This window comes from Gelria sp. Kuro-4 (assembly GCF_019668485.1).
Classification (GTDB): Bacteria; Bacillota; DTU030; order DUMP01; family DUMP01; genus DUMP01.
This window is the reverse complement of the sequence record NZ_AP024619.1, coordinates 1,373,717-1,394,890: the sequence shown is the minus strand read 5'-3', so window position 1 is coordinate 1,394,890 and position 21,174 is coordinate 1,373,717. Positions and strand designations below refer to the sequence as shown.

Sequence of the window (21,174 nt, the reverse complement as noted above, 5' to 3'; positions counted from 1 at the left end):
TCCTCGCCCTTAGCTTGTTGGGCCGCCCGGCCTCCGACCAAGTTCGGCTACAGGGCGCAGGGTACGCCGGTTGCAGCCGGCTGGTAGCCCAGCCGGGCCGAGATCTCCCGGCTGGTTTCGCGCACCAAGCCGCCCAGCTCTTCCAGTTTGGCCGGCAGCAGGCGCAGGGCCAAGCCGGAGATGCTGAAGGCCGCCACCACCTGGCCGGTATGATTGAAGATGGGCCCGGCCACGCAGCGAATGCCGAGTTCATTCTCCTCGTTGTCCAGGGCGTAGCCGCGCTCCCGGATCAGGCGCAGCTCCCGGCGCAGGCGCTCCGGGTCCGTGATGGTATGCGGCGTCAGCCGGGGCAGGCCTCGTGCCAAAATTGCGTCCACCTGCGCCTTGGGCAGAAAGGCCAGCAGCACCTTGCCCACTGCCGTGGCGTGGGCCGGCGCCCGCCGCCCCAGCTGAGAATACATCTTCACCGGCCCGGGGCACTCTACCTTATCGATGTACACCACTTCCCCATCCTGGAGCACCACCAGGTGCGCCACTTCTTGGCTGGCCTCCATGAGGCGCTTGAGGTAGGGCCGGGCCAGGTCGCGCAGTTCCAGGCGCTCCAGTACGGCCGTGCCCAGTTCCACCAGCTTCAGCCCCAGGCTGTAGCGCTCGGTGGCGGGGTCCTGCTCTACATACCCGTGGCGGGCGAGCGTGGCCAGCAGGCGGTAGACGGTACTCTTATGCAGGCCCACGCGCGCCCCGAGCTCGGTAACGCCCAGGGCCTCGCCCGCCGCTTTCAGGGTCTCCAGGATCGCCAACGCTCGGTCCACCGCTTGCACCAGGTTCTCGTCCTTCACCAGTTTACCCCCAACTACAGGTTTTCGTTTTCTTGCCGCGCCGCCCCAGAAACCACAGCCGCACAACCCAAAACCACCGCGCCAGACAACTTCAAAGCGGCACAGGGAAGCGCACCAACCGCCTGTCTAGCCTTCCCGCACCGGGTTGCGCAACGTCCCGAGTCCCGTAATGCTCAGTTCCACCACGTCGCCGGGCTTGAGCAGCCCTGCTCCCGGCGGTGTCCCAGTTGAGATCACGTCGCCCGGGCACAGCGTCATAATGCTGGAAACGTAGGCAATGATGTCGGCCACCTTGAAAACCATATCGGCTGTGTTGGAATCCTGGGTAACCTGCCCGTTCAAAACTGATTTAATGCCCGCGTTGTTCGGGTCGATGTCCGTGACGATGTATGGACCCAAGGGCAGGAACGTGTCGAAGCACTTACCTTTGGTCCAGGGACCACCCGTCATGAAGTCCTTGGCCGTGATGTCGTTGGCGATGGTGTAGCCCAGCACATGCTGCAGGGCTTTTTCTGGGCTGGCATTCTTGACCTGGTCTTTAATCACCACCGCGAGTTCCACCTCATACCCTAGCTTTTGTACACCCCTGGGATAACGAATTGCTTCCTCCGGCCCTACCACCGTCGAAGGCGGCTTGAGAAAGATTACCGGTTCCATTGGGGCACTCTGACCCTTGGCCGCCAGTACCGCCTGGTAGTTAGTTCCCACGCAGATGATTTTGCTGGGTTCGCAGGGCGCCAAGAGTTTAACCGCAGAGAATTGAAATTCTTCTTGAGTACGGTGCCAAGCGCCGTAGATGCTTCCCGCCAGCGCCACAACCTTATCGCCCTCGAGCAAACCATGGCGAGCCGGACTGTCGCCGACCTGGAAACGCAGGAAGGTAGCCATCCTGTAGCCTCCTTGTTTCGTATTACGCAACTCTGTTCTGCTGATTAAGAATTCCATGTACCGGCTTTTTATTCCTGCTTGCTTTTGAAGTTTTTTACCGTAAGCTAGAATAGGCCCCATAAAGAACCTGCAGGCAAGCGTTACGCTTCTCCAATCGTCCCAACCGCTGGTTTCTTTCTACTGTAAGCTTTAGTCTGTTCTTACTTCTCAGTCTCCAACCTCAAGGTAGCATATGAGTCATGTACTTGATGCTGTTAAGTGGATGTAATTCGCAGATATGTTCTCTTGACAAATCGGAATCACCCTGTGCAGCTACTTTTTGCTGTCTATCGTCTCGATTTTCGTGGTGGATGCGGTGTCAAGGCTACTGAAGCCGGAATTTCAGTATTTACGCGATGGTCTTTGTTGTACCCCTCTTCGCCTGGCTTCGGCGGAAGTGCTCCTCTGCCGGCGAAAACCATGTATACGTCTACGTAGCGTTGTACCTCACCGCTGAAACCCTGATCCGATTTGCCCAGTGGGAACATAATCAACAAGCGGGCACGGAAGACACGGTGATCCAACAGTCAGTTGGTCAACCTACTCTTCCGAACCCGCTACGCACTGAAGACCATTCCGCCCCCCAGGTGGATCAGGTGTTGTGCAATTCCATTTTCACACAGCAACGCAGCAGTTTGTAGGACTCCTGATTAAATACTGGCCAACTCGCACCTGAATGTGGTGGTTCACCCAGCCCGAAAATTGCTCTCTAGAATTCCTGCTTGGAAGGCAGACTCCTCACAGGTGAACCTGTCTGCAGCACGCTTCTGGTACCTGCTCTCAGCGTGCCAGCCAGCCACCGTCTACAGTGAGAATCGTGCCCTGCAGGTAATCCGAGGCATGAGAGGCCAAGTAAACCGCTGCTCCCTGCACATCCGTTGGGACACCCCAGCGCCCGGCCGGGATCCGCTCCAGAATGGCTTGGTTGCGGACGGGATCGTTCTTGATGGGAGCAGTAACGGTCGTATCAATGTAGCCTGGTGCAATGGCGTTGACATTGATGCCGTACTTCGCCCACTCGTTCGCAAGCGATTTTGTAAGAGAGGCAACTCCACCCTTGCTGGCAGCGTAGGATGGTACAAGGATTCCCCCTTGGAAAGACAGCATCGAGGCAATGTTGATGATCTTTCCGTACCCGTGCTCCTTCATGACGCGTGCAGCAGCTTGACTCAGGAAAAAGACCGTCTTCAGATTGAGATTCATTACGTCATCCCAATCCTTTGCACTAAAGTCCAGGGCAGGGGCGCGCCGAATCATGCCCGCAGCATTGACCAGAATATCGAGGCGCCCCAGCCTATCTACGGTCTGGTCTACCAGGTGATGAACAGGCTCGATGCTCGTCAAGTCTGCTGTAAGCGCCAGGCAGCGGTGACCGATTGCTTCAATGCGTGCCCGGGTTTCCCCTAAGCTCCTAGCGTGCCCGACTGCTGCCACGTCGGCGCCAGCCTCCGCTAGAGCAACGGCTATGGCCTGGCCCATGCCAGAGGCAGCTCCTGTTACCAGGGCCACGTTTCCGTCCAGGCGAAACTGATCGAGAATCATCGGTTACTCCTCCTTCCAAAACCCGTCCGTTTTTCTGATGAAAAACAAAGGGTAAGATGTAGTCAGGGTTTGAGCAGAATCTTCAGCGCCGCGTCACCCTCTGCCATAAGATCAAAGCCGTACTGTACCTCGGTCAAGGGCAGGCGGTGAGTTACCACCAGTTCCGGCCGGATTTTGCCGGTGGCCAAGAGGCCAAGGGCGATCTCGTAGTCGCGGAACGAGTAGACACGCGTGCCGACAAGGTTTTGTTCCTTAAAGCTGACGTTCTGTAGGTCGAGGGGCAATGGCCTAGCTCCAATTCCTACAAATACAACCTCGCCCCGAACCTTGGCCATGGCCACCACTTGGGCCGTCGTAGGTGCCGCGCCGACCACTTCAAAAACGACGTCCGCACCCGTCCCACCGGTGGCCTTCTTTACCTCCACCACCGGATCGCAGACAGCCGGGTCGATGGTGGTCACGCCCAACTCGGCCACGCGCTTCCTCCGGCCCTCGCCCAACTCGCTTACTAGAACCTGCCCTGCACCAGCTGCTAGGAGGACCTGAGTAACGAGTTGCCCGATCGGCCCCGCCCCAAGGACTACCACGCGGTCACCAACTTTAACGTTTGAGCGACGCACTGCGTGAACAGCAACCGCCACAGGTTCCACCAAGGCAGCAACATCCGGGGAAAGGGTAGCGGGGACTTTGTATATCTTGTCGACCGCGGCGGTGACATACTCGGCGAACCCTCCGTCCCGGTCGATGCCGAGAAGCCCGAGCGTTTGACACACGTGGTAGTTGCCCGTGCGGCAGGCCTCACACCGGCCACAGGAAAGAAGGGGTTCTACCACCACCTGATCCCCTGGCTTAAGGTCTGTTCCCGTCGTGTTCACATCCACGATGGTACCGGCAAACTCATGACCCATGATGAGCGGAGGTTTTACCCTGGGGTGCCCCCCACGGTAGATCAGCATATCACTACCGCAAATCCCCGCGTAAGCAACCCGTATCAAGGCCTCACCCGGAGCAGGGCGTGGGACTTCTACCTCTTTTACGCCGACGGTGTTTGGTCCCTCGTACACTGCTGCTAGCATTTTAGTCATGGTCAATCTCTCCTATAGTACAGTCTTTTCACCGCTTCGCTTCGAACTCATATGGTACTAGGTCGGGCCCAGCGCTACCGCGGCTGATGGCAAATGGCCGGCCGAAGTTCTCATCGTCACGCTCTGGGTAGTCGGCACGGAAGTGGCTTCCGCGGCTCTCCCTGCGCACACGGGCGGCTGTCGCCATAAGCTCTCCCACAGTGAGCAGGCTCTGTAGGTCCCAGACCCTCCGGCTAGGGGCCGCTGCCGGGGCTGCCTTTATCTCCTCTCGCAGGAGACAGATAGTGTTCAGGAACTCCCGTAATCCAGCTTCGCTTCTCCGCACGAGAAGGTGCGTCTGGGCAGCCTGCTGCAGTCTCGCCTTCAGTGCTGCCACGTCCACTGCGCGGCCTGCGCGCGCCTTAAGCCGGGCTTCCTCCTCTGCCACAAGGGTCGCAGGAATCTCTCTCCGCTCTCTATTCCTGCCTTCGGCAGCAGCTGCACGGCCGGCCCGGGCGCCGAACACCTGGCAAGTAACCATCATGTTTCCGCCCAGCCTGTCCGCGCCGTGAGGCCCCCCCGCCACTTCCCCGGCGGCAAAAAGGCCCGGAACGGTGGTAGCTCCGCTGGCGTCAATGCGCAGGCCGCCGTTGATGGCGTGCCCGAAGCAGGCAATCTGAATTTTCTGTTTGGCTACGTCTACTCCCCGCGCCGAGAGGAAGTCCTGGGTAATGGGCCACATCTTTCGGAAAGCATCCTCAGGTGGGAGGGAATTCAAATAGGCGTCGGTAATCCTGGTCAGGTCTAGATAGACTCCACCCTCGTCGGTACCACGGCCAGCAGCGATCTCGCTTTGCACTGCAATCTCGATGTAACGGGAAGGATCTGCCGAGCTGAATGGAAAGTGGCGGGCGTGGGCATCCATGACGGTCTCAGGGGTAATATCTGGCGGAAGGTAGCGTTCCAGAACTGGTTCTCCTAACCTGTTGGTGAGCACCGGTCGGGCCGACCAAATCCAGGCATTGAGCAGGTTCACTATAGGATAACTGATGCCCAGTCCGGCCTGCATGAATTCCATGTTGATCAGCTGCGCACCGGCCTCATACCCCAGCGTGTAACCGTCGCCGCAAATGTCAAGTGGGTTCAGATTCCGCGCAAACAGCTGCCCGGCCCCGCCGGTCGCAAGTACTACTGCTCCTGCCGCCAGTGCGTGAAATACCCCGTCTTCGTCCAGGATGCCCGCCCCAACGCAGCGGCCATCCTTGATAAAAAGGTTGGTAACCTGGCAATCCTCGTACACCGCGATAGCGCGCTTCCGTATCTCGCGCACCAAAGCCTCGATGATCGGCTCGCCGTGCCCCTTAATCACGTGGGTTCGAGGCCGGTTAGAGAAACAGCTGGTAAACTCCAGGTAGTGGTCACCGTCACGTTCGAAGGGCACTCCCCACTCAACAAGCTTCTGCAGAGCCTGCGGCGCCTCTTCGGCCACGACGCGCGCAAGCTTAGGGTCGGCCATACTATAGGCGGCCTGCATGATGTCCCGGTAGTGCTCTTCGGGCGAGTCGAGTGGGTCTGCCTGGGCATCCGCCACGTTGAAGCCGGCCATCTCAGCGACTTTGTAGGCAGTAGCACCGCTCCTTCCTAGCTTCCCCTTGAGCACCATGGCCACCTTGGCCCCCGCGTCAGCCGCTGCCACAGCGGCGCGGCAGGCAGCCCCGCCGCCGCCGATCACAAGTACGTCAACGCTGCCTTGCATCACCACACAGCTCCTTCTCATCCCGTTTTCTCCGGGCCGAAGCTACATCCTGCGTTATCGTGTCAACCTAGGCAGCTCTAAGACTCGGTTACAACCTCTTTTAGTACCTTAAGGACAGCACTTCCCTCGAGGACCTCCTCTCCTCTCTGGTTCCGGCAGGTTAGCGCCAGGTTTACGATGTGCCGCTCACGGATTACCTCAGTAACGACGGCTTCCGCCGTAATGGTGTCGCCGAAACGCACGGGTGCCGTAAAGTTGATGTGCAGTTCCTTCTCCACCGCGGCGCACACTCCCGGACCCTGAAGAGGCACCCCTAGTACCGTTGAAATCAGTCCCACTGTGATTACGCCATGGGCGATACGGCTGCCGAAGCGCGTCTTCTTGGCTAGCTCTTCGTTGAAATGGATCGGGTAGAAGTCGCCGGAAATAGCCCCAAAGAGCGAGGCGTCTGTCTCAGTTATGGTCTTCGTGAAAACGGACTTGTCCCCAACATGATAGTCGTCAATCGTCATCCGCCGGGTCATCGTTACTCCTCCTTCTCGACTAAACATGTATACTACCAAGGCAGCCCCGTGAGTGATGCGCAATTGTACCCTTGGGCATCTCCCTTCAGCGCAGACGACTTGAAGACGAACGAGCTTGGCTCGCTCAGGGCTCGGACACAACGCGCCCTTCGAGCTCGAACAGTGCCCTCGCACCCATTGGCGTCAGGCCTCGCGCCCAGCGAAAGAAACTGTAAGCGGCCGTAGCCCTGTTCTGCAATTAAGCAGTCCTACTGCCCAGCGCAGACCTGGCGCCTCACCTCCATAGTCACCTGCGCTCTCTGTTTGGGTCAGGTCTTTGAAGGCCCAACACATGGTAAGCTTATTTGCGAGATCCAAGTATGAAATCGGTTAAGCAATACCTTTGTCGAATACACAGGCGCAAACCTGACGTATTTCCTTTTATTCGCGGTACGTAATGCGCCGTGCGGGGAATGGCCCTGCTAGGCATTTCTGCGTGCTGGCAATTTTCAAGGATGGGATCTGCCCTAGACTGCCTGCGGCATGAAGAGGCTCGGCAGGAAGAGGGAGATTTGCGGCACGAGAATTATTAAGACGATAGTAACCATAAAGAGCCAGACGAACGGCAAGATGGCCACGAAGCTGTCTCTCACTGTCATGCCCCCAATGCGTGAAGCCAGGAGCAGGCACACGCCGTAGGGCGGAGTCACCAGCCCCAACGATAGGGTCATCACCACTACGATTCCCATGTGGATGGGGTTGATCCCTGCCGCCGCGCCCAGTTTGTTGAGGAGCGGCAGGAAAATGATGATAGCCGGAACCGCATCGATGAGACAACCCACAATGAGAAACAGTGCCATGACAATGAGAAGAATGATTGTAGGATTGCTCGCGACCGGTGCCACCAAATCCAGGATTAGCTCGGGTGCTTTTAGGTACGCCATCAGCCAGCCGAACGAGGTTGCTGTCCCGACACAAATCAGCGTTAGCGAGTAGAGAAGCACTGTTTCCTTAAAGACCTTAGGCAATTGCTTCAAGTTTACAGACCGATAGAGGAAGCCGAGAGCCAGGGAGTAGACTGCAGTTATCATGGATGCCTCTGTGGGCGTAAACACACCGCTGGTGATGCCGCCGATAAGGATAACAGGGATAGCGAGCGGAAGGGCCGCCTCGCGAAAAGCTCCCCCGAACTGCTTTAACGTTGCTCTCTTGCCGGCAGGGTACCCTCTCTTGATGGCAAAGTAGTAGGTTAGGGCCATCTGGCCCAGGCCGATCAGCACTCCGGGAATAGCTCCGGCCAGGAACAAGGCGCCGATGGATACGCCGCCCATGGCCCCGTAGATGATCATCATGATGCTGGGAGGGATGATAACCCCCATGGTGGAGGACGCCGCCGTTACCGCGACGCTGAAAGGACGGTCATACCCTTCGCGGATCATTGCCGGGATTAGCACCGAGCCGATACCCGCCGTGTCCGCCTGGGACGACCCCGAGAGCCCGGCAAATATCATGCTCACCACGATGTTAACGTGGCCCAAACCGCCCTTGATGTGTCCTACCAGGGCGTTAGAGAACTTAATTAACCTGTCCGTAACGCCGTTGTCGTTCATCAGCTGACCTACTAGCAGGAAGAAGGGGACTGCCAGCAATGGAAAAGAGTCCAGGCCCCGGTAAGTCTGTTGTATCACCATCGTCGGGCTTATCTTCCCGGCAAAAGCGGTCAGGAGTGACGCTAGCCCCAGGGCAAAGCTCACGGGAACGCGCAGAAGGATGAGCACCAGGAAACTACCGAACAACAGGGCTAGCAGACCCAATCACCCTTCCCCCCTTAGATTTCCTATTTCTGTAATCAGGTTCCTAACCGTGTACAGTATCATCATAGCGCCACTAGCGGGGATGGCCGCGAAAATATAAAACATGGGAATCCCCGATGGCCGGGAAAAACGATTTAGACCGAGTATCATCATCCGGTACCCTTCGGAAAAGAGGAAGTAAGCGAAAACGAGGATGCAGACCTCAACGAAGATTTGTAGAGCCGTGTTCAGCTTCTTGGGCAACGGGGGCAAGACATCGACAAAGAAGTGAGCTCGGTTGGATACGCCGATTCCGGCACCCAGGAACACCGTCCAAATGAAACAGATGAGAGAAACCTCCTGGCCCCAGAGGAGCGGCTTACGGATGAGACTCCGCATGAGTACATCCGTAAAAGTGGTAGCCAGGGAAGCAAACAACAGGAACGTGACGAAAGCAGAGGCGGCGTTCGCCAGAAGGCTTAGTGGCCGGTCCAGTGACTTCATGGCTTATCACCTCATGGTTAGGCGCGGCCCGGCCTTGGAGTCCGGGCCGCTCTTTCGCCTTTATTGTCCCAATTCCCGGATGCGGGCCAGAATATCGTCCAACTTCATTTCCTTGGCGATTTCGTCCTGCAGGCTCAGTACCTTGTCGATGAAGGCCTGCTTGTCCACGTCCCGTATGACCTTGACGCCTTTGCTTCCGGCTTCCTCAAGGAGTTTAGCCTCGTCTTTCTGGGTCTGCTGGATTTGGGTGTCTGTCATCTCCTTGGCAGCTGCGACGACGGCCTTCCTCACATCCTCAGGCAGCTTCTCCCAAGTCTTGTCGCTCACCCAGAGGGTGGAAACCATGTACTGGTGCTCAGTCAGATCGAGATACGGGGCCACTTCCTGGTGCTTATTGGCGACGTACACAAGCGGGGTGTTTTCGGCGGCGGCTGCGACGCCTGTCTGTAGGGCGCTGTAGACTTCACCGAACGGAATCGATACGGGCAAGGAACCCAGCGTGCCCCAGACCTTGGCCTCCACTGGCGAAGCCATGACGCGCATCTTCACGCCCTTCATGTCATCGGGCGTCCGGATGGGCTTAATGCTGTAGAGGCTGCGCGCACCGGTGGTCAAGAAGCCCAGGAACTTGAAGCCGAGGTTCTTCTCCGCCGCCAGGTTGGCTACTCTGTCGATGATCGTCTGGTCGGTCATGGCCTTGCGGAAGTGGTCGTAGTCCTTGAACAGGTACCCTACCCCGAAAAAGCCGAGTTCGGGAATATGGGAGGCGGCGTTCGGCGCAGCCGCGATGGAGAAGTCTAGATCTCCGAGCCGCAGGCTATCCAGCATGGAAAGCTCGTCGCCAAGGGTGGCGCCAGGATAAATCTCTATCTTGACCTTGCCGTTCGTTTTCTCGGCCACGGCATTGGCGAAATCTTCAGCGGCCACCTGGTACGGAGTGTCGGTTGTCTGATCATGTCCCAGTCGCAGATTGACGGTTACACTGCCGGACTCACCCTGCTTGTCTTGGCTCTGGTCCGCACTCTGTTTGCTGCCGCACCCGGTAACCGCAAGGCCCAGGGCTAGACCTAGGGCGATCATTCTTAGCACCAACTTAAACCTTTTCACAGCTATACCCCCTTTGTAGACTACAGGTTTCACACAAAACGAGCGAATCCATGGTTGTGACCCGCTGCTTGGCTATCTCACCCCCCCTACGTACCGGACTCGCCGCTGATCTGACCGGGCTTTCTAGCTCTGCGAGGCTCCGCCGGTGAAGCGATCTCTTAACCCCAGTTTGGCCTCGAGGAACAGTGCCGGGTCCATGGTCCGCAGGTTTTCGCTTATAATTGGCCGGAAGGCCATTCTGGCCAGGATGTCCTTCTCCAGGTCCACCCCCGGGGCAATCTCTAAAAGCTTTATGCCTTCAGGCACCAGTTCGAACACAGCCCGTTCGGTCACGTACAGCGCTTGCTGCCCGTTAGCAACTGCCTGGGGGCCGGAGAAGGTTTCTTGGTCCACATGCTCCACAAACTTTGCTATCCTACCCTCTTGTTTGATGAAGAGCCTGCCGTCCTTGACTTCAGCATCAAACCCGCCGGCCGTAAACGAACCGCAGAAGACGATCCTCGGCGTGCGGTAGACGATATCCAAAAAGCCCCCTAAGTTGTACTTGCCGTTGACCTTGCTGACGTTGACGTTTCCCTGCTTATCCACTTGTGCCATACCTAGGAAGGTGATGTCGAGGCCCCCACCATCGTACATGTCAAAGATCATGGGGCTGTCCATGAGGGCCAAGGGATTAACCGAGGCGCCGAACGCGTCCTTGGTGTTGGGCACGCCTCCGATCGGCCCATGCTCCACTGTAAACCATACGTCGTCTTCAATTCCTTCTTCGGCCGCAACTTGGGCAACCCCTGCGGCGACGCCAAAACCGAAGTTGACTACCTGCTCGGGTCGTAGTTCAAGCGCGGCACGCCTTAGCAGTGGCTTCTGCCAGGTCAGGGGCAACCGACTGGACTGGTCCTTTGGCTGGCGCAGGTCGCCGGTGAGGTATGGATTGTAGGGGAAGAAGTCTTGCTGGTGCGGGTCGACAACGATGGCATCCACGAACATACCTGGCACCGCTACCCTGCGGGGGTGAATACTGCCCTTTGCCGCCAATCTCTTCACCTGAGCGATCACCTTGCCGCCGGAGTTCTTGGCCGCCATGGCAATCGAGAGAATGCCAGAGCTGATCGGCTCGTCCTCGATACTCACGTTCCCGACCTCGTCGGCCGTAGTGCCACGGATGATAGCAACATTAATCGGAAAGGCCTTGTAGAACAGGTACTCTTTTCCCTCGATAGTAACTACCGAAACCAGGTCCTCCACAGTCTGGGGAGTGAGTTTGCCTATCCCCGTGCGCGGATCGATGAAACTGCCGACACCCACAGGTGTAAGAGTCCCCGGCATTTTGCCGGCAATCGCCCGGAGAAGCTGCCACATGGCGCCCATGGGCATCAGGTAGGCCTCGACTTGGTTCTCGGCGATGAGGTCACAGATCCGTTTCACCTTGAGCGTGTACATACTACTGGCGATAACCCGCTTGAGCATGCCGGGGTGCGCCAGCCGGTCAACCCCCGTTCCTTCGCGTTGTGCGCCGGAAATTACCGGATAGTACAGGCCCAGGCCCGCGGGGGACCCGGTGGTCTGGAACCTGTTCTCTAAGGCCGCAAGTACGGCATCAGGCATCAGCATTTCACAGTTGCCGGTAACCGTAATGACGTCGTGATCCTTTATGAGGTTTGCCGCCTCCGTGGCGGTCATCACTTTGCTTTTCACGTCACTCACTCCTCCCCTGGGAACAGCCCTAGCTGTGCTTGAATTCGGGTGGTCTTTTGGCGAAGAACGCGGCCACGCCCTCTTTGATGTCGTTGCTGGCGAATACCGTTTCACTAAGGGGATAGGTAGCTTCTATTGCCGCCTCGCGTCCCAGCACCCGAGCTTCCCTTATCCCTTTTTTCATGACCCGGATGGCGACAGCGGGCCGTTTTGCCAGTTCCGCAGCCAAACTCATGGCCGTGCCCAGCACGTCCTCGTCCGGTACAACCTTATTGAGTAGCCCCCACGTTAGAGCTTGCTCTGCGCTTATTGGCTCCCCCAGATACATGAGTTCTTTGGCCCGGGTTTCTCCGATTATCTTCGGTAGCCGGACCAACCCCCCGCTCCCGGGGAACACCCCGAGCTTGACTTCGGGAAGACCAAGCCTGCTGCTTTGCCCGGCAACCCTTAAATCACAGCACAGCGCCAGTTCGAGGCCCCCGCCCAAGGCTACACCGCGGATGGCCGCCACGGTAGGCTGTGGGAGGTCTTCCAGCCGGGTGAAAACCTCATTTTCGTATCGCAACTTGCGGTCAATGACCTGACCACTTTCGAACATCTCCTTGAACTCTTTGATGTCGGAGCCGGCTCCGAAGGCTTTTGTTCCGGATCCGGTCAGGACGACTGCCCGGATGCCTGGGTCAACGGCAATTTCCCGCAACCTCCAGTCGAACGCCCTAGTCATGGCCAGCGTGAAAAGGTTTAAGGGCGGGTTGTTGACGGTAAGTACCGCTACTCCGTCATTATATCGCTCGAGCAAGACAAGCTGAGATGGGTCACTAATCTGGCATTGCATCGCAAGGACCTCCGTTGAGTGTTGTTCGGTAATACCGACTGTTGGTCAACATTCAAGGCAAATTTTTTATCTCCCTCCCCCTTTATAGCCAAACCGCCTCGAGATCCGGTACACCTCGGACATGAGTGCCGGGGCGATGCGGTCCACCACCTCATAAGTGATTCGGTACGTAGGACCGGCCACGCTTATGGCCGCAACCGGTTGCCCGGTATGGTCTAATATGGGGACAGCCACGGAACGTACCCCCAGCTCTGACTCTTCGTCGTCTACAGCGAAACCACGAGCCGCGATCATAGCTAGATGCTGCTTTAGCACCTCAACATCGGTTATCGTACGGGGGGTAAACCTTTCCAGTACCGCTCCTTCAAAACGCCGGGTAAACTCTTCGCCGGGAAGAAAAGCCAGCATGGCCTTGCCCGATCCACTAGAGTGCGCCGGGAGGCGCATGCCGATCCGGCTACTAAACTTCATAGACCACGGTGACTCGACACGTTCTATATAGACTGTTTCTCGCTCCTGAAGAATAGCAAGCTGCGTCGTTTCGCGGTATTCGCCCGCCAGCCTGTTTAGTACAGGGAGAACTTCCGACCGAAGGTCGAGGCGCCCCTTGAACAATTCCCCCAATTCGAAGGCCTTTAAACCGAGGCGGTATTTCCCTGTGGCAGCATCTTGATCAAGGTAGCCCCGGCTCTTGAGGGTCTCCGCAAGGCCGTAAACGCTACTTTTGGGCAAACCTACCCTACAGGCAAGTTCCGAAAGACCAATCTCGGGTTCCTTCTCGAAGGCTTCCAGAACTTGAAGAGCCCTTAGGACTGATTTAACCAAGGGGGCGCTGGTTTCCATGACCCAACCTCGCTTAACCGAAAAGTGGCCGTTTCGGTCGTATAGGCCGATCAGTGGTTAGTTCCTATGTATGTAATTCGCTCTTTTCCGTGAAACTCCTTCTGTGGTTTATGTTTTTTCTACAAGTTTTCTACAAGCATAAAAAGAGGCGCGGACTGACGGCCGCGCCCCGGGTATCTTTAACTAGATTCCCTTGTCGTAGTATTGGTCCACGTTCTCCTTGGTTACTAGAGGCGTGTCCAAAATATTGCGCTTCTCCACTTGCTCGCCGGCCAAAATCTTCTCTACCAGTTGCATGGTCTCGACAGAACCGGTGGGGTAGAGCACGGTCGCACCGAATTCGTCTTTCTTAATGGAATCGAAGGCTGCTTTCTGACCGTCGGTTCCAACCACAAACATTTCCTTGTCACGTCCGGCTGCCTGGATGGCTTTGAGCGCCCCGAAGGCCATCTCGTCGCTCTGTGCGTAGACGGCATCAATCTTCGGATGGGCTTGAAGAATGTCTTCCATCAAGGCGAGGGCCTTGTCCCGCTTGTAATCGGCAGGCTGATCTACAATAATCTTGATATCCGGGTACTTCTTAATCTCTTCCTTGAAGCCTTTATCACGGTCGATGGTGGCAGAGGCACCCAGTTCGCCTTGGATTTCCACTACATTGCCCTTACCGTTCAAGCGTTTGGCAATATACTGAGCCGCAACTCTTCCAGCGTTAACATTATCACCGCCTACGAAAGCTGTATAGGTGTCACTATTAAGGTCACGGTCGATAACCACGAGGGGGATCTTGGCCTCCATCACCTTCTTCGCTACTGGGACAAGTGGTTGTGCTTGCCCAGGAGCCATGATGATAACGTCGGGTCTTTGCGCAATCAGGTCTTCTACGTCGCTGATTTGCTTTGCGCTATTGCGCTGCCCATCGGTAACAATTAGCTTCCAATCCGGGTGGTTTTGCTTAATCCATTCCTCAGCCTGATTGACCATGGCCACCCTGTATGGGCTATTCAAGAACGGCATGGAAAACCCAATCTTAACCTGTTTCTCGCCCGCAGTTCCCTGAGCCTTACTTCCACACCCGGCGAGCGACGTAACCAAGGCCAGAGCCAAGAACCCAATAGTGACTACTTTACCCCACTTCAGCATCGTACGCATGGATAAACTCCTTTCCTTTTTTCTCGCTGTGGCATCACCGCTCTGCGTTTGTTTTTCTGCTATCCCTCCCCTCCTGGCTCTTATGCTTTAACGCCTGACCCTGTCCATCAAAACAGCGCCAAGGATGATGATGCCCTTGACAACTTGCTGGGAATAGGGGCTTACATTCATGAGGTTCATGGTGTTCGCAAGCACGCCCATGATCAAGGCACCGACAACTGTACGGGTAACCCTACCCTCCCCGCCTGACATGCTCGTGCCGCCGATAACTGTAGCGGCAATGGCGTCCAGCTCAAACATATTACCGACGGTTGGGTCACAAGCAGTCATGCGCGCTGTAATGACAACACCAGCAATGCCTGCTAAGAGACCGGAAAGCACGTAAACCATAACCTGGTTCTTCCTTACATTGATTCCGGACAACCGGGCCGCTTCGATATTGCCCCCAACGGCGTAAACCGAACGACCGAAGGTCGTTTTTGTTAGGATAAAGTGACCAGTTGCCACCACGAGAGCAAAGACGACCACCGGCACCGGGATACCTACCAGTTGTCCCTCCCCGATCCAAGCATAAGCATCGCTCACCCCCATAACCGGGCGGCCATCCGAAACCATGAACGCGATTCCGCGGGCGGCGGTCATGGTAGCCAAGGTCATAATGAAGGGAACGATGCCATTGGCAACACCGACCCCATTCAGGAAGCCAAGCGTGACGCCAATGACGAGGGCCACCCCGGTGCTTACCAACAGGCCCTGAGGTTGAAGCATAACCGCCAGCATGCCGGCCAGGCCGACAATAGAGCCGACCGAAAGATCGATTCCCCCGTTAATAATGACGAAAGTCATGCCTACGGCCAGAGTACCGGTGATCGATACTTGTCTCAGAACATTGATGACGTTTACTGGATTGAGAAACACGGGCTCAAGGATCCCGGCCAAGACAATCAAGAGAACCAACGCCATCTCCACGCCATAGCGCTGCAGCGGGCTCAAAAGCCGTGCGCCGATAGAAGGCGTAGGTGAAATCGCCGTGCCGGCAATCGTTTGTTTCGCCATCACTCAACCCCTCCTACTGCATATCCCATTATCTCCTCTTCTGTTGCGTCGCAGGCCATCAGTTCTCCAGCAATCCTCCCCTGGTGCATGACGAGAATACGGTCACTTATTCCTAAAACTTCCGGCAATTCAGAAGACACTACGATTACAGCCGCGCCGCTTTCAGCCAACTTGTTCATTAGCTGATAGATCTCGACCTTGGAACCAACATCAATCCCCCGGGTTGGCTCATCGAAAATGAAGATCCGGGCGCGCGTATCCAGCCATTTCGCTAGCACAACTTTTTGCTGGTTTCCGCCGCTGAGCCCCTGCACTTTTTGCTGAGGTCCCTGCGTGCGGATGTTTAGGTCTTTGATATAACCCTTGACCTTTGTCTTCTCTAACCCAAGGTTGATTACGCCCCGCCGCGATGCTACAGACTGTAGGTTTGCCAAAGTAATGTTTTCGCCAACAGACAAACACTGAACGAGCCCCTGGAAACGTCGGTCTTCGGGAGCTAGAGCAATGCCTGCCCTGATAGCCTCGGCTGGCGTCCTCATCCTTACTTTATTACCAAGGATATAAACCTCACCTGAATCCACAGGATCCGCTCCAAAGAGGGCTCGTACCGTCTCCGTTCGCCCTGCCCCGATCAAACCAGCTAAACAGACGATTTCTCCAGCCCGTACCTGAAAGCTGACATCTTCAATAACTCCCTTGTGGGTCAGATTCTTCACTTCCAGAACAACTTCGCCAGGTTTGCTAGTACGTTTGGGGTAAAAGTCCTTTATATCTCGCCCAACCATCAGCCGGATCAACTCTGCCTTAGTTATCTGACTGACTGCACGCGTGCCGGTAACAGCCCCGTCCTTTAGTACCGTGACACGGTCTGCTATCGTGAAGACCTCGTCCAAGCGGTGCGAAATGTAGATGATCGTCACGCCCTGGCGTTTCAGTTCCCGGATGAGGTTCAGCAGGCTTTGGATTTCTTTCTCCGTAAGTGCACTCGTTGGCTCATCCATGACGATGATCTTGGCCTGGCAGGAAAGGGCGCGCACGATCTCGATCATCTGCCGCTGCCCCACACTGAGTTCACGAACAGGTACCTTTGTATTAATGCTAACCCCGATATCCTGCAAAAGCCGCGCTGCGTCGTTCCACAGTTTAGACCAATCAACAAGCCCTTTGCTCTTTTCCGGCCACCGGCCCAGAAAGATGTTCTCCACGGCGTTAAGCTGAGGAACAAGGCTGAGTTCCTGATAAATAATGCTTATCCCTAACCGCCGGGCATCCCCCGGTCCACGAATATCAACAGGTTGGCCGTTGAGCAGGATTTCTCCCGAGTCGCGCGTGTACGCACCCGAGAGTATCTTCATGAGGGTTGACTTGCCTGCTCCGTTTTCACCAACGAGGGCATGCACTTCTCCTTTTGCTACGGTGAAGGTTACATTCTTTAATACCTGTACTCCCGAAAAGCTCTTGTTGATTTCCCTGAGTTCCAGCAAGGTTTCGTTCATGGCACTCCCCCCTTTGTCTAGGCTGGGCAGCTCTGTTCGATTCCGTAACAATCTCTGCAACGTGCTTCGCGTGCACTATTACCCGTCCGCTGACTACGGTCAGTTGGCTGTAATTCCCCCTTCATTTGCCCTGGAAAACAGGTGCCCGTTTCTCAAAGAACGCCCGCACGCCTTCTTTCTGGTCGTCGGTGGTAAGGCACATGGCCACACCCTGCGCTTCCAAGCTCAGGCCGATAGCCAGCTCGGCCTCAGTCCCCTGATCAATCGCCGCCTTGGCCATCTTTATCGCTATTGGCGCCATAGCGGCCACCTCACGGGCAAGCTCTTTGGCGGTGAGCAGGAGTTCCTCTGGTGAAACCACCTTGTTCACGAGGCCCAGCCTTTCCGCTTCCATTGCGGTGATAAATCTGCCGGTGTATATCAGCTCCTTGGCTTTCGTTTTACCAATAAGCCGCGGCAAGCGCTGGGTTCCACCCCATCCAGGAATGTTCCCAAGCTTGATTTCCGGCTGGCCAAACTTGGCGTTGGTCGAGGCAATCCTGAGATCACAAGCCATGGCCAGTTCGCACCCGCCACCCAGGGCATAGCCGTTCACAGCTGCGATGCTGGGCGTTCCCATTTTTTCGAGCAGGCCGAATACCTCCTGCCCTAGGTGCATTAGCTTCAGCCCCTCGACTGGCGGAAGTCCGTTGAGCTCGTTGATGTCGGCCCCGGCGACAAAAGCTTTGAGACCGCTGCCAGTGATTATCACTGCGCGTACCCCAGGGTCTTCCTCACACTCTAGGAAGGTTGCCTTAAGTTCCGCCAGGGTTTGCCGATTAAGGGCGTTTAATACCTGGGGCCGGTTTACGGTGATAATGGCGATGTTCTTTTCTCTTGTTAGGGTAATATTCTCATACTCCACGATCTGCGCCCCCTGCTTAGTGTTCTTGAAACTTCGCTTCCTCCTTAAGGCCCATAGGCCCGGGTCGAAAGATGCGCGCGTCCATAACCCTGAGATGCGGGCTAATGATGGGCCGCAAGTCCATCTGGGCTAGAACTTCGGTTTCTAGGTCTATGCCTGGGGCGATTTCGGTCAGGACCAGCCCCCCAGGACAAAGTTCAAAAACCGCGCGCTCGGTGACGTATAGAACCGCTTGCCCACGCTTCAGCGCGTAGGAACTGCTGAAACTTATCTGCTCCACAGCAGGAACAAGCTTGCGAATACGACCCTCCTTGAGGATTCGCAGCCTCTCATCTTCAACCGCAACCTCCAGGCCAGAGGTAGAGAAACTGCCGCAGAATACGACCTTCTTTGCGTTTTGCGAGATATTAACGAAGCCGCCTACCCCGACGATCCGTTTCCCGAATCGGCTCACGTTCACGTTCCCGGCCTGGTCGGCCTGGGCAAAGGCTAGGAACGTGATGTCTAGTCCCCCGCCGTCGTACCAATCGAATTGGGAAGCATGGTCGACGAAAGCGACAGGGTTAGCAGCCAGCCCGAAGTTCACACCAAGGGCAGGAATCCCACCAATAACCCCCTGCTCAACTGTAAGGGTAATTTTATTACTTATTCCTTCCTCGGCAGCAACGGCTGCTACTCCGTCAGACATGCCAAAGCCGAGGTTGCAGACTGCACCAGGGTAAAGCTCCATCGCAGCACGGCGGGCGACAATTTTTCGCTCATTGAGCGGCATTGGTTCGCTGCTATCCAGTGGGACTCGGAGTTCTCCGCTGTAAGCAGGATCGTACACCACTTCGCATGACTGCATCTGGCCTGGGTTCACTACCACCGCGTCGACTAGGATGCCTGGGACCTTAACCAGGCGCGGGTCAAGTGTGCCGCGCTGGGCCAGACGTTTCACTTGGGCAATCACAATGCCACCAGAATTCTTCGCGGCCTGCGCGGCCGGAAGAGCCTCCATGATCACCCCCTCGTGTTCCATGGTGATGTTGCCGTCCTCATCCGCAGAAGTACCACGGATGATGGTGACGTCTACCGGGAATGACTTGTAAAGGAGCCATTCCCGGCCCTCCAGCTCCACAACCTTCACCAACTCGGCTTGCGAGCGGGTATTAAGGCGCCCTCCTTCCAGGCGCGGGTCAATGTAGGTACCGATACCCACATGGGTCAAAACCCCAGGTTTCCCCCCGGCTATGGCCCGGGTCAGTTGCGTCATAACCCCTTGCGGCAGAACGTAGGCTTCGATCAGGTTATCAACCACCATCTGCGAAAGCCGAGGAGCCCAGGTCCAGTGGCTGCCAACGACACGTTTGACAAGGCCCTCGTACGCAAAATGATCTGTGCCACCCCCCTGCCGGTCCCCTATGCCGCTCGCATGGCAAACGGTCAGGTCCCGCGGACGCCCTGTCTTGAGGAAGCGTTCTTCAATTCCCGCGAGGACGTAACCAGGTTCTGCAACTCCTCCCCCGGAACTCACTATCCACACGGTGTCGCCATCTTTAATCAGTTGTGCCGCTTCCTGGACAGACATCACCTTGGCCAAAAGAAGCACTCCTCCTGTACGTAGTATGTTCGGCATTGCCGACTTCTGTTCGTAAATCCCTGCACAAGAAAACCCTACCTTAACCTTCTTGATAACCCAAGCGGGCCGAGATCAGGGCTGCCGCCTTGATTATGGCCTGCGAGAACTGGGGGACCACGTCATACGTCACCCTGTTGGCCGGGCCGCCAAGGCTGATCCCAGCAATTACCTTTCCTGCCTGGTTTCGGATTCCAGCCGCTACGCCTCGTACTCCCACTTCAGCCTCCTCGTCATCCAAAGAGTACCCTTGCTCGCGGACGAGGCGAAGGTGTTCCTTAAGAGCGATAAGGCTTGAGATACTACGGGGGGTAGACATCGGCAGCGGGCCACTACCGTACAGTTCATCCAAGAGGCCCTCCGGCAGGTCAGCGAGCATTACCTTTCCGGTTGCCGTGCAGTGAGCAGGTGCCCGCATGCCAATACGGGCAGTGAACCTGAGCGACGTCGGCGCTTCTAAAAGGTCGATATAGACTACTTCGCAGCCGTCGAGTATAGAAACTTGGACCGTCTCAGCGAACCTTTCCACGAGGCTTTTCATCACCGGCGCAACTTCTCGCCGTAGATTTAAGCGTTTCTCGAAAAGCCCGCCCATCTCCAAGAGCCTCACGCCGAGACGATACTTCCCTGTATTTAGATCCTGCTCCAGGTAACCGTGCTTTTCTAGCGTGGCTATTAGCCCATAAACAGTACTTTTTGCCAGATTCATCCGGTCCGCTATTTGCGTTAACCCCAGGGACGACTCTGTCCGGAAAAGGGCGAGAATGCTGAGAGCTCGGTCCACACTCTGTACCACCACCTTCTCGCCTGTCGCCCGCATTTTGTTCGCCATACTCAACCCTCGTTCTTATCTGTTTTAAAGGATGTATTCGACGTAAAGTATTAATCTCCTTCCTTCTGAGCAGAAATAGCAGTTGCATTATGTATTACATAAGGGGCAGACCTATTGACACCCGGGTCAATTTGGACTAAGCTTATCTTGTATGGATGAGAAGGTGTGGTAACGACCATTGGAAGTAATCAGGCGACATACTGACTATGCGCTCAGGGCGCTGGTGTACCTGGCGGCGCGGCCCGGTCTGGTGGTAAGTGCCGGGGAAATTGCGGCCAGCGAGGACATTCCTCTGGAGTTTCTGCTCAAGATCTTCCAGAGGTTCGTGAAAAGCGGCCTGGTGACCTCGCACCGCGGGGCGCAGGGCGGGTTCTCGCTGGCCAAGGACCCGTCGGGGGTAACCGTGCTGGATGTGGTCGAAACCATGCAGGGTAAGGTGGCCATGAACCGCTGCCTACTGGGTAAAGATGGTTGCCCGCACGGGCCACGCTGCCCGCTCAAAAAGAGCTGGATCGCCATGGAAGAGAAGCTGGCCGCGTACATGGCCGGCATCACCCTCCAAGATCTTGTCCGCGAGCAGCGCAGTGTTTTCAAAGAGAAGAGCTGAGCCCGACTTCGGCATTGGGGAGGTGAGTTAAAGCCCAAAGCGTTTTCCGGTTGATTCTTGTGCCCAAAAGTGGATGAAAATCGTCGTGTATAAGACAGACTCCG

The 21,174-nt window shown here is 56.4% G+C and carries 19 protein-coding genes; 1 reads left to right on the top strand and 18 read right to left on the bottom strand.

Features of this window, described 5'->3' with window-relative positions; all coding sequences use genetic code 11:
• Window positions 1-47: 47 nt before the first annotated feature.
• From K5554_RS06945 to K5554_RS06860, 18 genes are all read right to left on the bottom strand, one after another.
• Window positions 48-839 carry an IclR family transcriptional regulator gene (locus K5554_RS06945; RefSeq protein WP_221040415.1) on the bottom strand — a complete coding sequence of 264 codons (792 nt, stop codon included), beginning with the start codon at window positions 837-839 and terminating at the stop codon, window positions 48-50.
• Between the two features lie 126 nt (window positions 840-965).
• Window positions 966-1,727, bottom strand: coding sequence for a fumarylacetoacetate hydrolase family protein (locus tag K5554_RS06940; protein ID WP_221040414.1), 762 nt, complete (start codon window positions 1,725-1,727; stop codon window positions 966-968).
• 819 nt (window positions 1,728-2,546) lie between these two features.
• Window positions 2,547-3,305, bottom strand: a complete 759-nt coding sequence (kduD, locus tag K5554_RS06935) for a 2-dehydro-3-deoxy-D-gluconate 5-dehydrogenase KduD (RefSeq protein ID WP_370636974.1) — start codon at window positions 3,303-3,305, stop codon at window positions 2,547-2,549.
• A gap of 65 nt (window positions 3,306-3,370) precedes the next feature.
• Window positions 3,371-4,393 (bottom strand): zinc-binding dehydrogenase, encoded by a 1,023-nt coding sequence (locus K5554_RS06930; protein WP_221040412.1) that lies wholly within the window; start codon window positions 4,391-4,393, stop codon window positions 3,371-3,373.
• Window positions 4,394-4,421: 28 nt separating this feature from the next.
• Complete coding sequence (locus K5554_RS06925) at window positions 4,422-6,128, bottom strand: FAD-binding protein (RefSeq protein WP_221040411.1); 1,707 nt, start codon at window positions 6,126-6,128, stop codon at window positions 4,422-4,424.
• A gap of 77 nt (window positions 6,129-6,205) precedes the next feature.
• Window positions 6,206-6,652 carry a MaoC family dehydratase gene (locus K5554_RS06920; RefSeq protein WP_255565551.1) on the bottom strand — a complete coding sequence of 149 codons (447 nt, stop codon included), beginning with the start codon at window positions 6,650-6,652 and terminating at the stop codon, window positions 6,206-6,208.
• A gap of 506 nt (window positions 6,653-7,158) precedes the next feature.
• On the bottom strand, window positions 7,159-8,445 hold the full coding sequence (locus tag K5554_RS06915) for a TRAP transporter large permease (RefSeq protein ID WP_221040410.1): 1,287 nt from the start codon (window positions 8,443-8,445) through the stop codon (window positions 7,159-7,161).
• The gene (locus K5554_RS06910; protein WP_221040409.1) at window positions 8,446-8,928 is read right to left on the bottom strand and encodes a TRAP transporter small permease; all 483 of its coding nucleotides are present in this window, start codon (window positions 8,926-8,928) and stop codon (window positions 8,446-8,448) included.
• Window positions 8,929-8,988: 60 nt separating this feature from the next.
• The gene (locus K5554_RS06905; RefSeq protein WP_221040408.1) at window positions 8,989-10,035 is read right to left on the bottom strand and encodes a TRAP transporter substrate-binding protein; all 1,047 of its coding nucleotides are present in this window, start codon (window positions 10,033-10,035) and stop codon (window positions 8,989-8,991) included.
• 123 nt (window positions 10,036-10,158) lie between these two features.
• Window positions 10,159-11,730, bottom strand: coding sequence for an acyl CoA:acetate/3-ketoacid CoA transferase (locus tag K5554_RS06900; RefSeq protein ID WP_221040407.1), 1,572 nt, complete (start codon window positions 11,728-11,730; stop codon window positions 10,159-10,161).
• Between the two features lie 28 nt (window positions 11,731-11,758).
• Entirely contained in the window at window positions 11,759-12,565 is an 807-nt protein-coding gene (locus tag K5554_RS06895) for an enoyl-CoA hydratase/isomerase family protein (protein WP_221040406.1), read from the bottom strand.
• Window positions 12,566-12,631: 66 nt separating this feature from the next.
• The gene (locus K5554_RS06890) at window positions 12,632-13,408 is read right to left on the bottom strand and encodes an IclR family transcriptional regulator (protein WP_221040405.1); all 777 of its coding nucleotides are present in this window, start codon (window positions 13,406-13,408) and stop codon (window positions 12,632-12,634) included.
• Between the two features lie 183 nt (window positions 13,409-13,591).
• Window positions 13,592-14,557 carry a substrate-binding domain-containing protein gene (locus K5554_RS06885; protein WP_221040404.1) on the bottom strand — a complete coding sequence of 322 codons (966 nt, stop codon included), beginning with the start codon at window positions 14,555-14,557 and terminating at the stop codon, window positions 13,592-13,594.
• A gap of 87 nt (window positions 14,558-14,644) precedes the next feature.
• The gene (locus tag K5554_RS06880) at window positions 14,645-15,613 is read right to left on the bottom strand and encodes an ABC transporter permease (RefSeq protein WP_221040403.1); all 969 of its coding nucleotides are present in this window, start codon (window positions 15,611-15,613) and stop codon (window positions 14,645-14,647) included.
• On the bottom strand, window positions 15,613-17,109 hold the full coding sequence (locus tag K5554_RS06875) for a sugar ABC transporter ATP-binding protein (protein ID WP_221040402.1): 1,497 nt from the start codon (window positions 17,107-17,109) through the stop codon (window positions 15,613-15,615). Before K5554_RS06875 ends, K5554_RS06880 begins: the two co-directional genes overlap by 1 nt.
• A 121-nt stretch (window positions 17,110-17,230) precedes the next feature.
• On the bottom strand, window positions 17,231-18,013 hold the full coding sequence (locus K5554_RS06870) for an enoyl-CoA hydratase-related protein (protein ID WP_221040401.1): 783 nt from the start codon (window positions 18,011-18,013) through the stop codon (window positions 17,231-17,233).
• 16 nt (window positions 18,014-18,029) lie between these two features.
• A complete protein-coding gene (locus K5554_RS06865; RefSeq protein ID WP_221040400.1) occupies window positions 18,030-19,595 on the bottom strand; it encodes an acyl CoA:acetate/3-ketoacid CoA transferase in 1,566 nt (521 codons plus the stop codon).
• 79 nt (window positions 19,596-19,674) lie between these two features.
• Entirely contained in the window at window positions 19,675-20,463 is a 789-nt protein-coding gene (locus K5554_RS06860) for an IclR family transcriptional regulator (protein WP_221040399.1), read from the bottom strand.
• A gap of 178 nt (window positions 20,464-20,641) precedes the next feature.
• Between K5554_RS06860 and K5554_RS06855 the strand changes: the two genes are divergently transcribed.
• Complete coding sequence (locus K5554_RS06855; protein ID WP_221040398.1) at window positions 20,642-21,070, top strand: Rrf2 family transcriptional regulator; 429 nt, start codon at window positions 20,642-20,644, stop codon at window positions 21,068-21,070.
• Window positions 21,071-21,174: the final 104 nt, after the last annotated feature.

Excerpts from the sequence above, each read along its gene's own strand:
- K5554_RS06940 (WP_221040414.1), bottom strand. The coding sequence starts at position 1,727 with ATGGCTACCTTCCTGCGTTTCCAGGTCGGCGACAGTCCGGCTCGCCAT.
- K5554_RS06930 (WP_221040412.1), bottom strand. The coding sequence starts at position 4,393 with ATGACTAAAATGCTAGCAGCAGTGTACGAGGGACCAAACACCGTCGGC.
- K5554_RS06925 (WP_221040411.1), bottom strand. The coding sequence starts at position 6,128 with ATGCAAGGCAGCGTTGACGTACTTGTGATCGGCGGCGGCGGGGCTGCC.
- K5554_RS06920 (WP_255565551.1), bottom strand. The coding sequence starts at position 6,652 with ATGACCCGGCGGATGACGATTGACGACTATCATGTTGGGGACAAGTCC.
- K5554_RS06910 (WP_221040409.1), bottom strand. The coding sequence starts at position 8,928 with ATGAAGTCACTGGACCGGCCACTAAGCCTTCTGGCGAACGCCGCCTCT.
- K5554_RS06895 (WP_221040406.1), bottom strand. The coding sequence starts at position 12,565 with ATGCAATGCCAGATTAGTGACCCATCTCAGCTTGTCTTGCTCGAGCGA.
- K5554_RS06890 (WP_221040405.1), bottom strand. The coding sequence starts at position 13,408 with ATGGAAACCAGCGCCCCCTTGGTTAAATCAGTCCTAAGGGCTCTTCAA.
- K5554_RS06885 (WP_221040404.1), bottom strand. The coding sequence starts at position 14,557 with ATGCGTACGATGCTGAAGTGGGGTAAAGTAGTCACTATTGGGTTCTTG.
- K5554_RS06880 (WP_221040403.1), bottom strand. The coding sequence starts at position 15,613 with ATGGCGAAACAAACGATTGCCGGCACGGCGATTTCACCTACGCCTTCT.
- K5554_RS06875 (WP_221040402.1), bottom strand. The coding sequence starts at position 17,109 with ATGAACGAAACCTTGCTGGAACTCAGGGAAATCAACAAGAGCTTTTCG.
- K5554_RS06860 (WP_221040399.1), bottom strand. The coding sequence starts at position 20,463 with ATGGCGAACAAAATGCGGGCGACAGGCGAGAAGGTGGTGGTACAGAGT.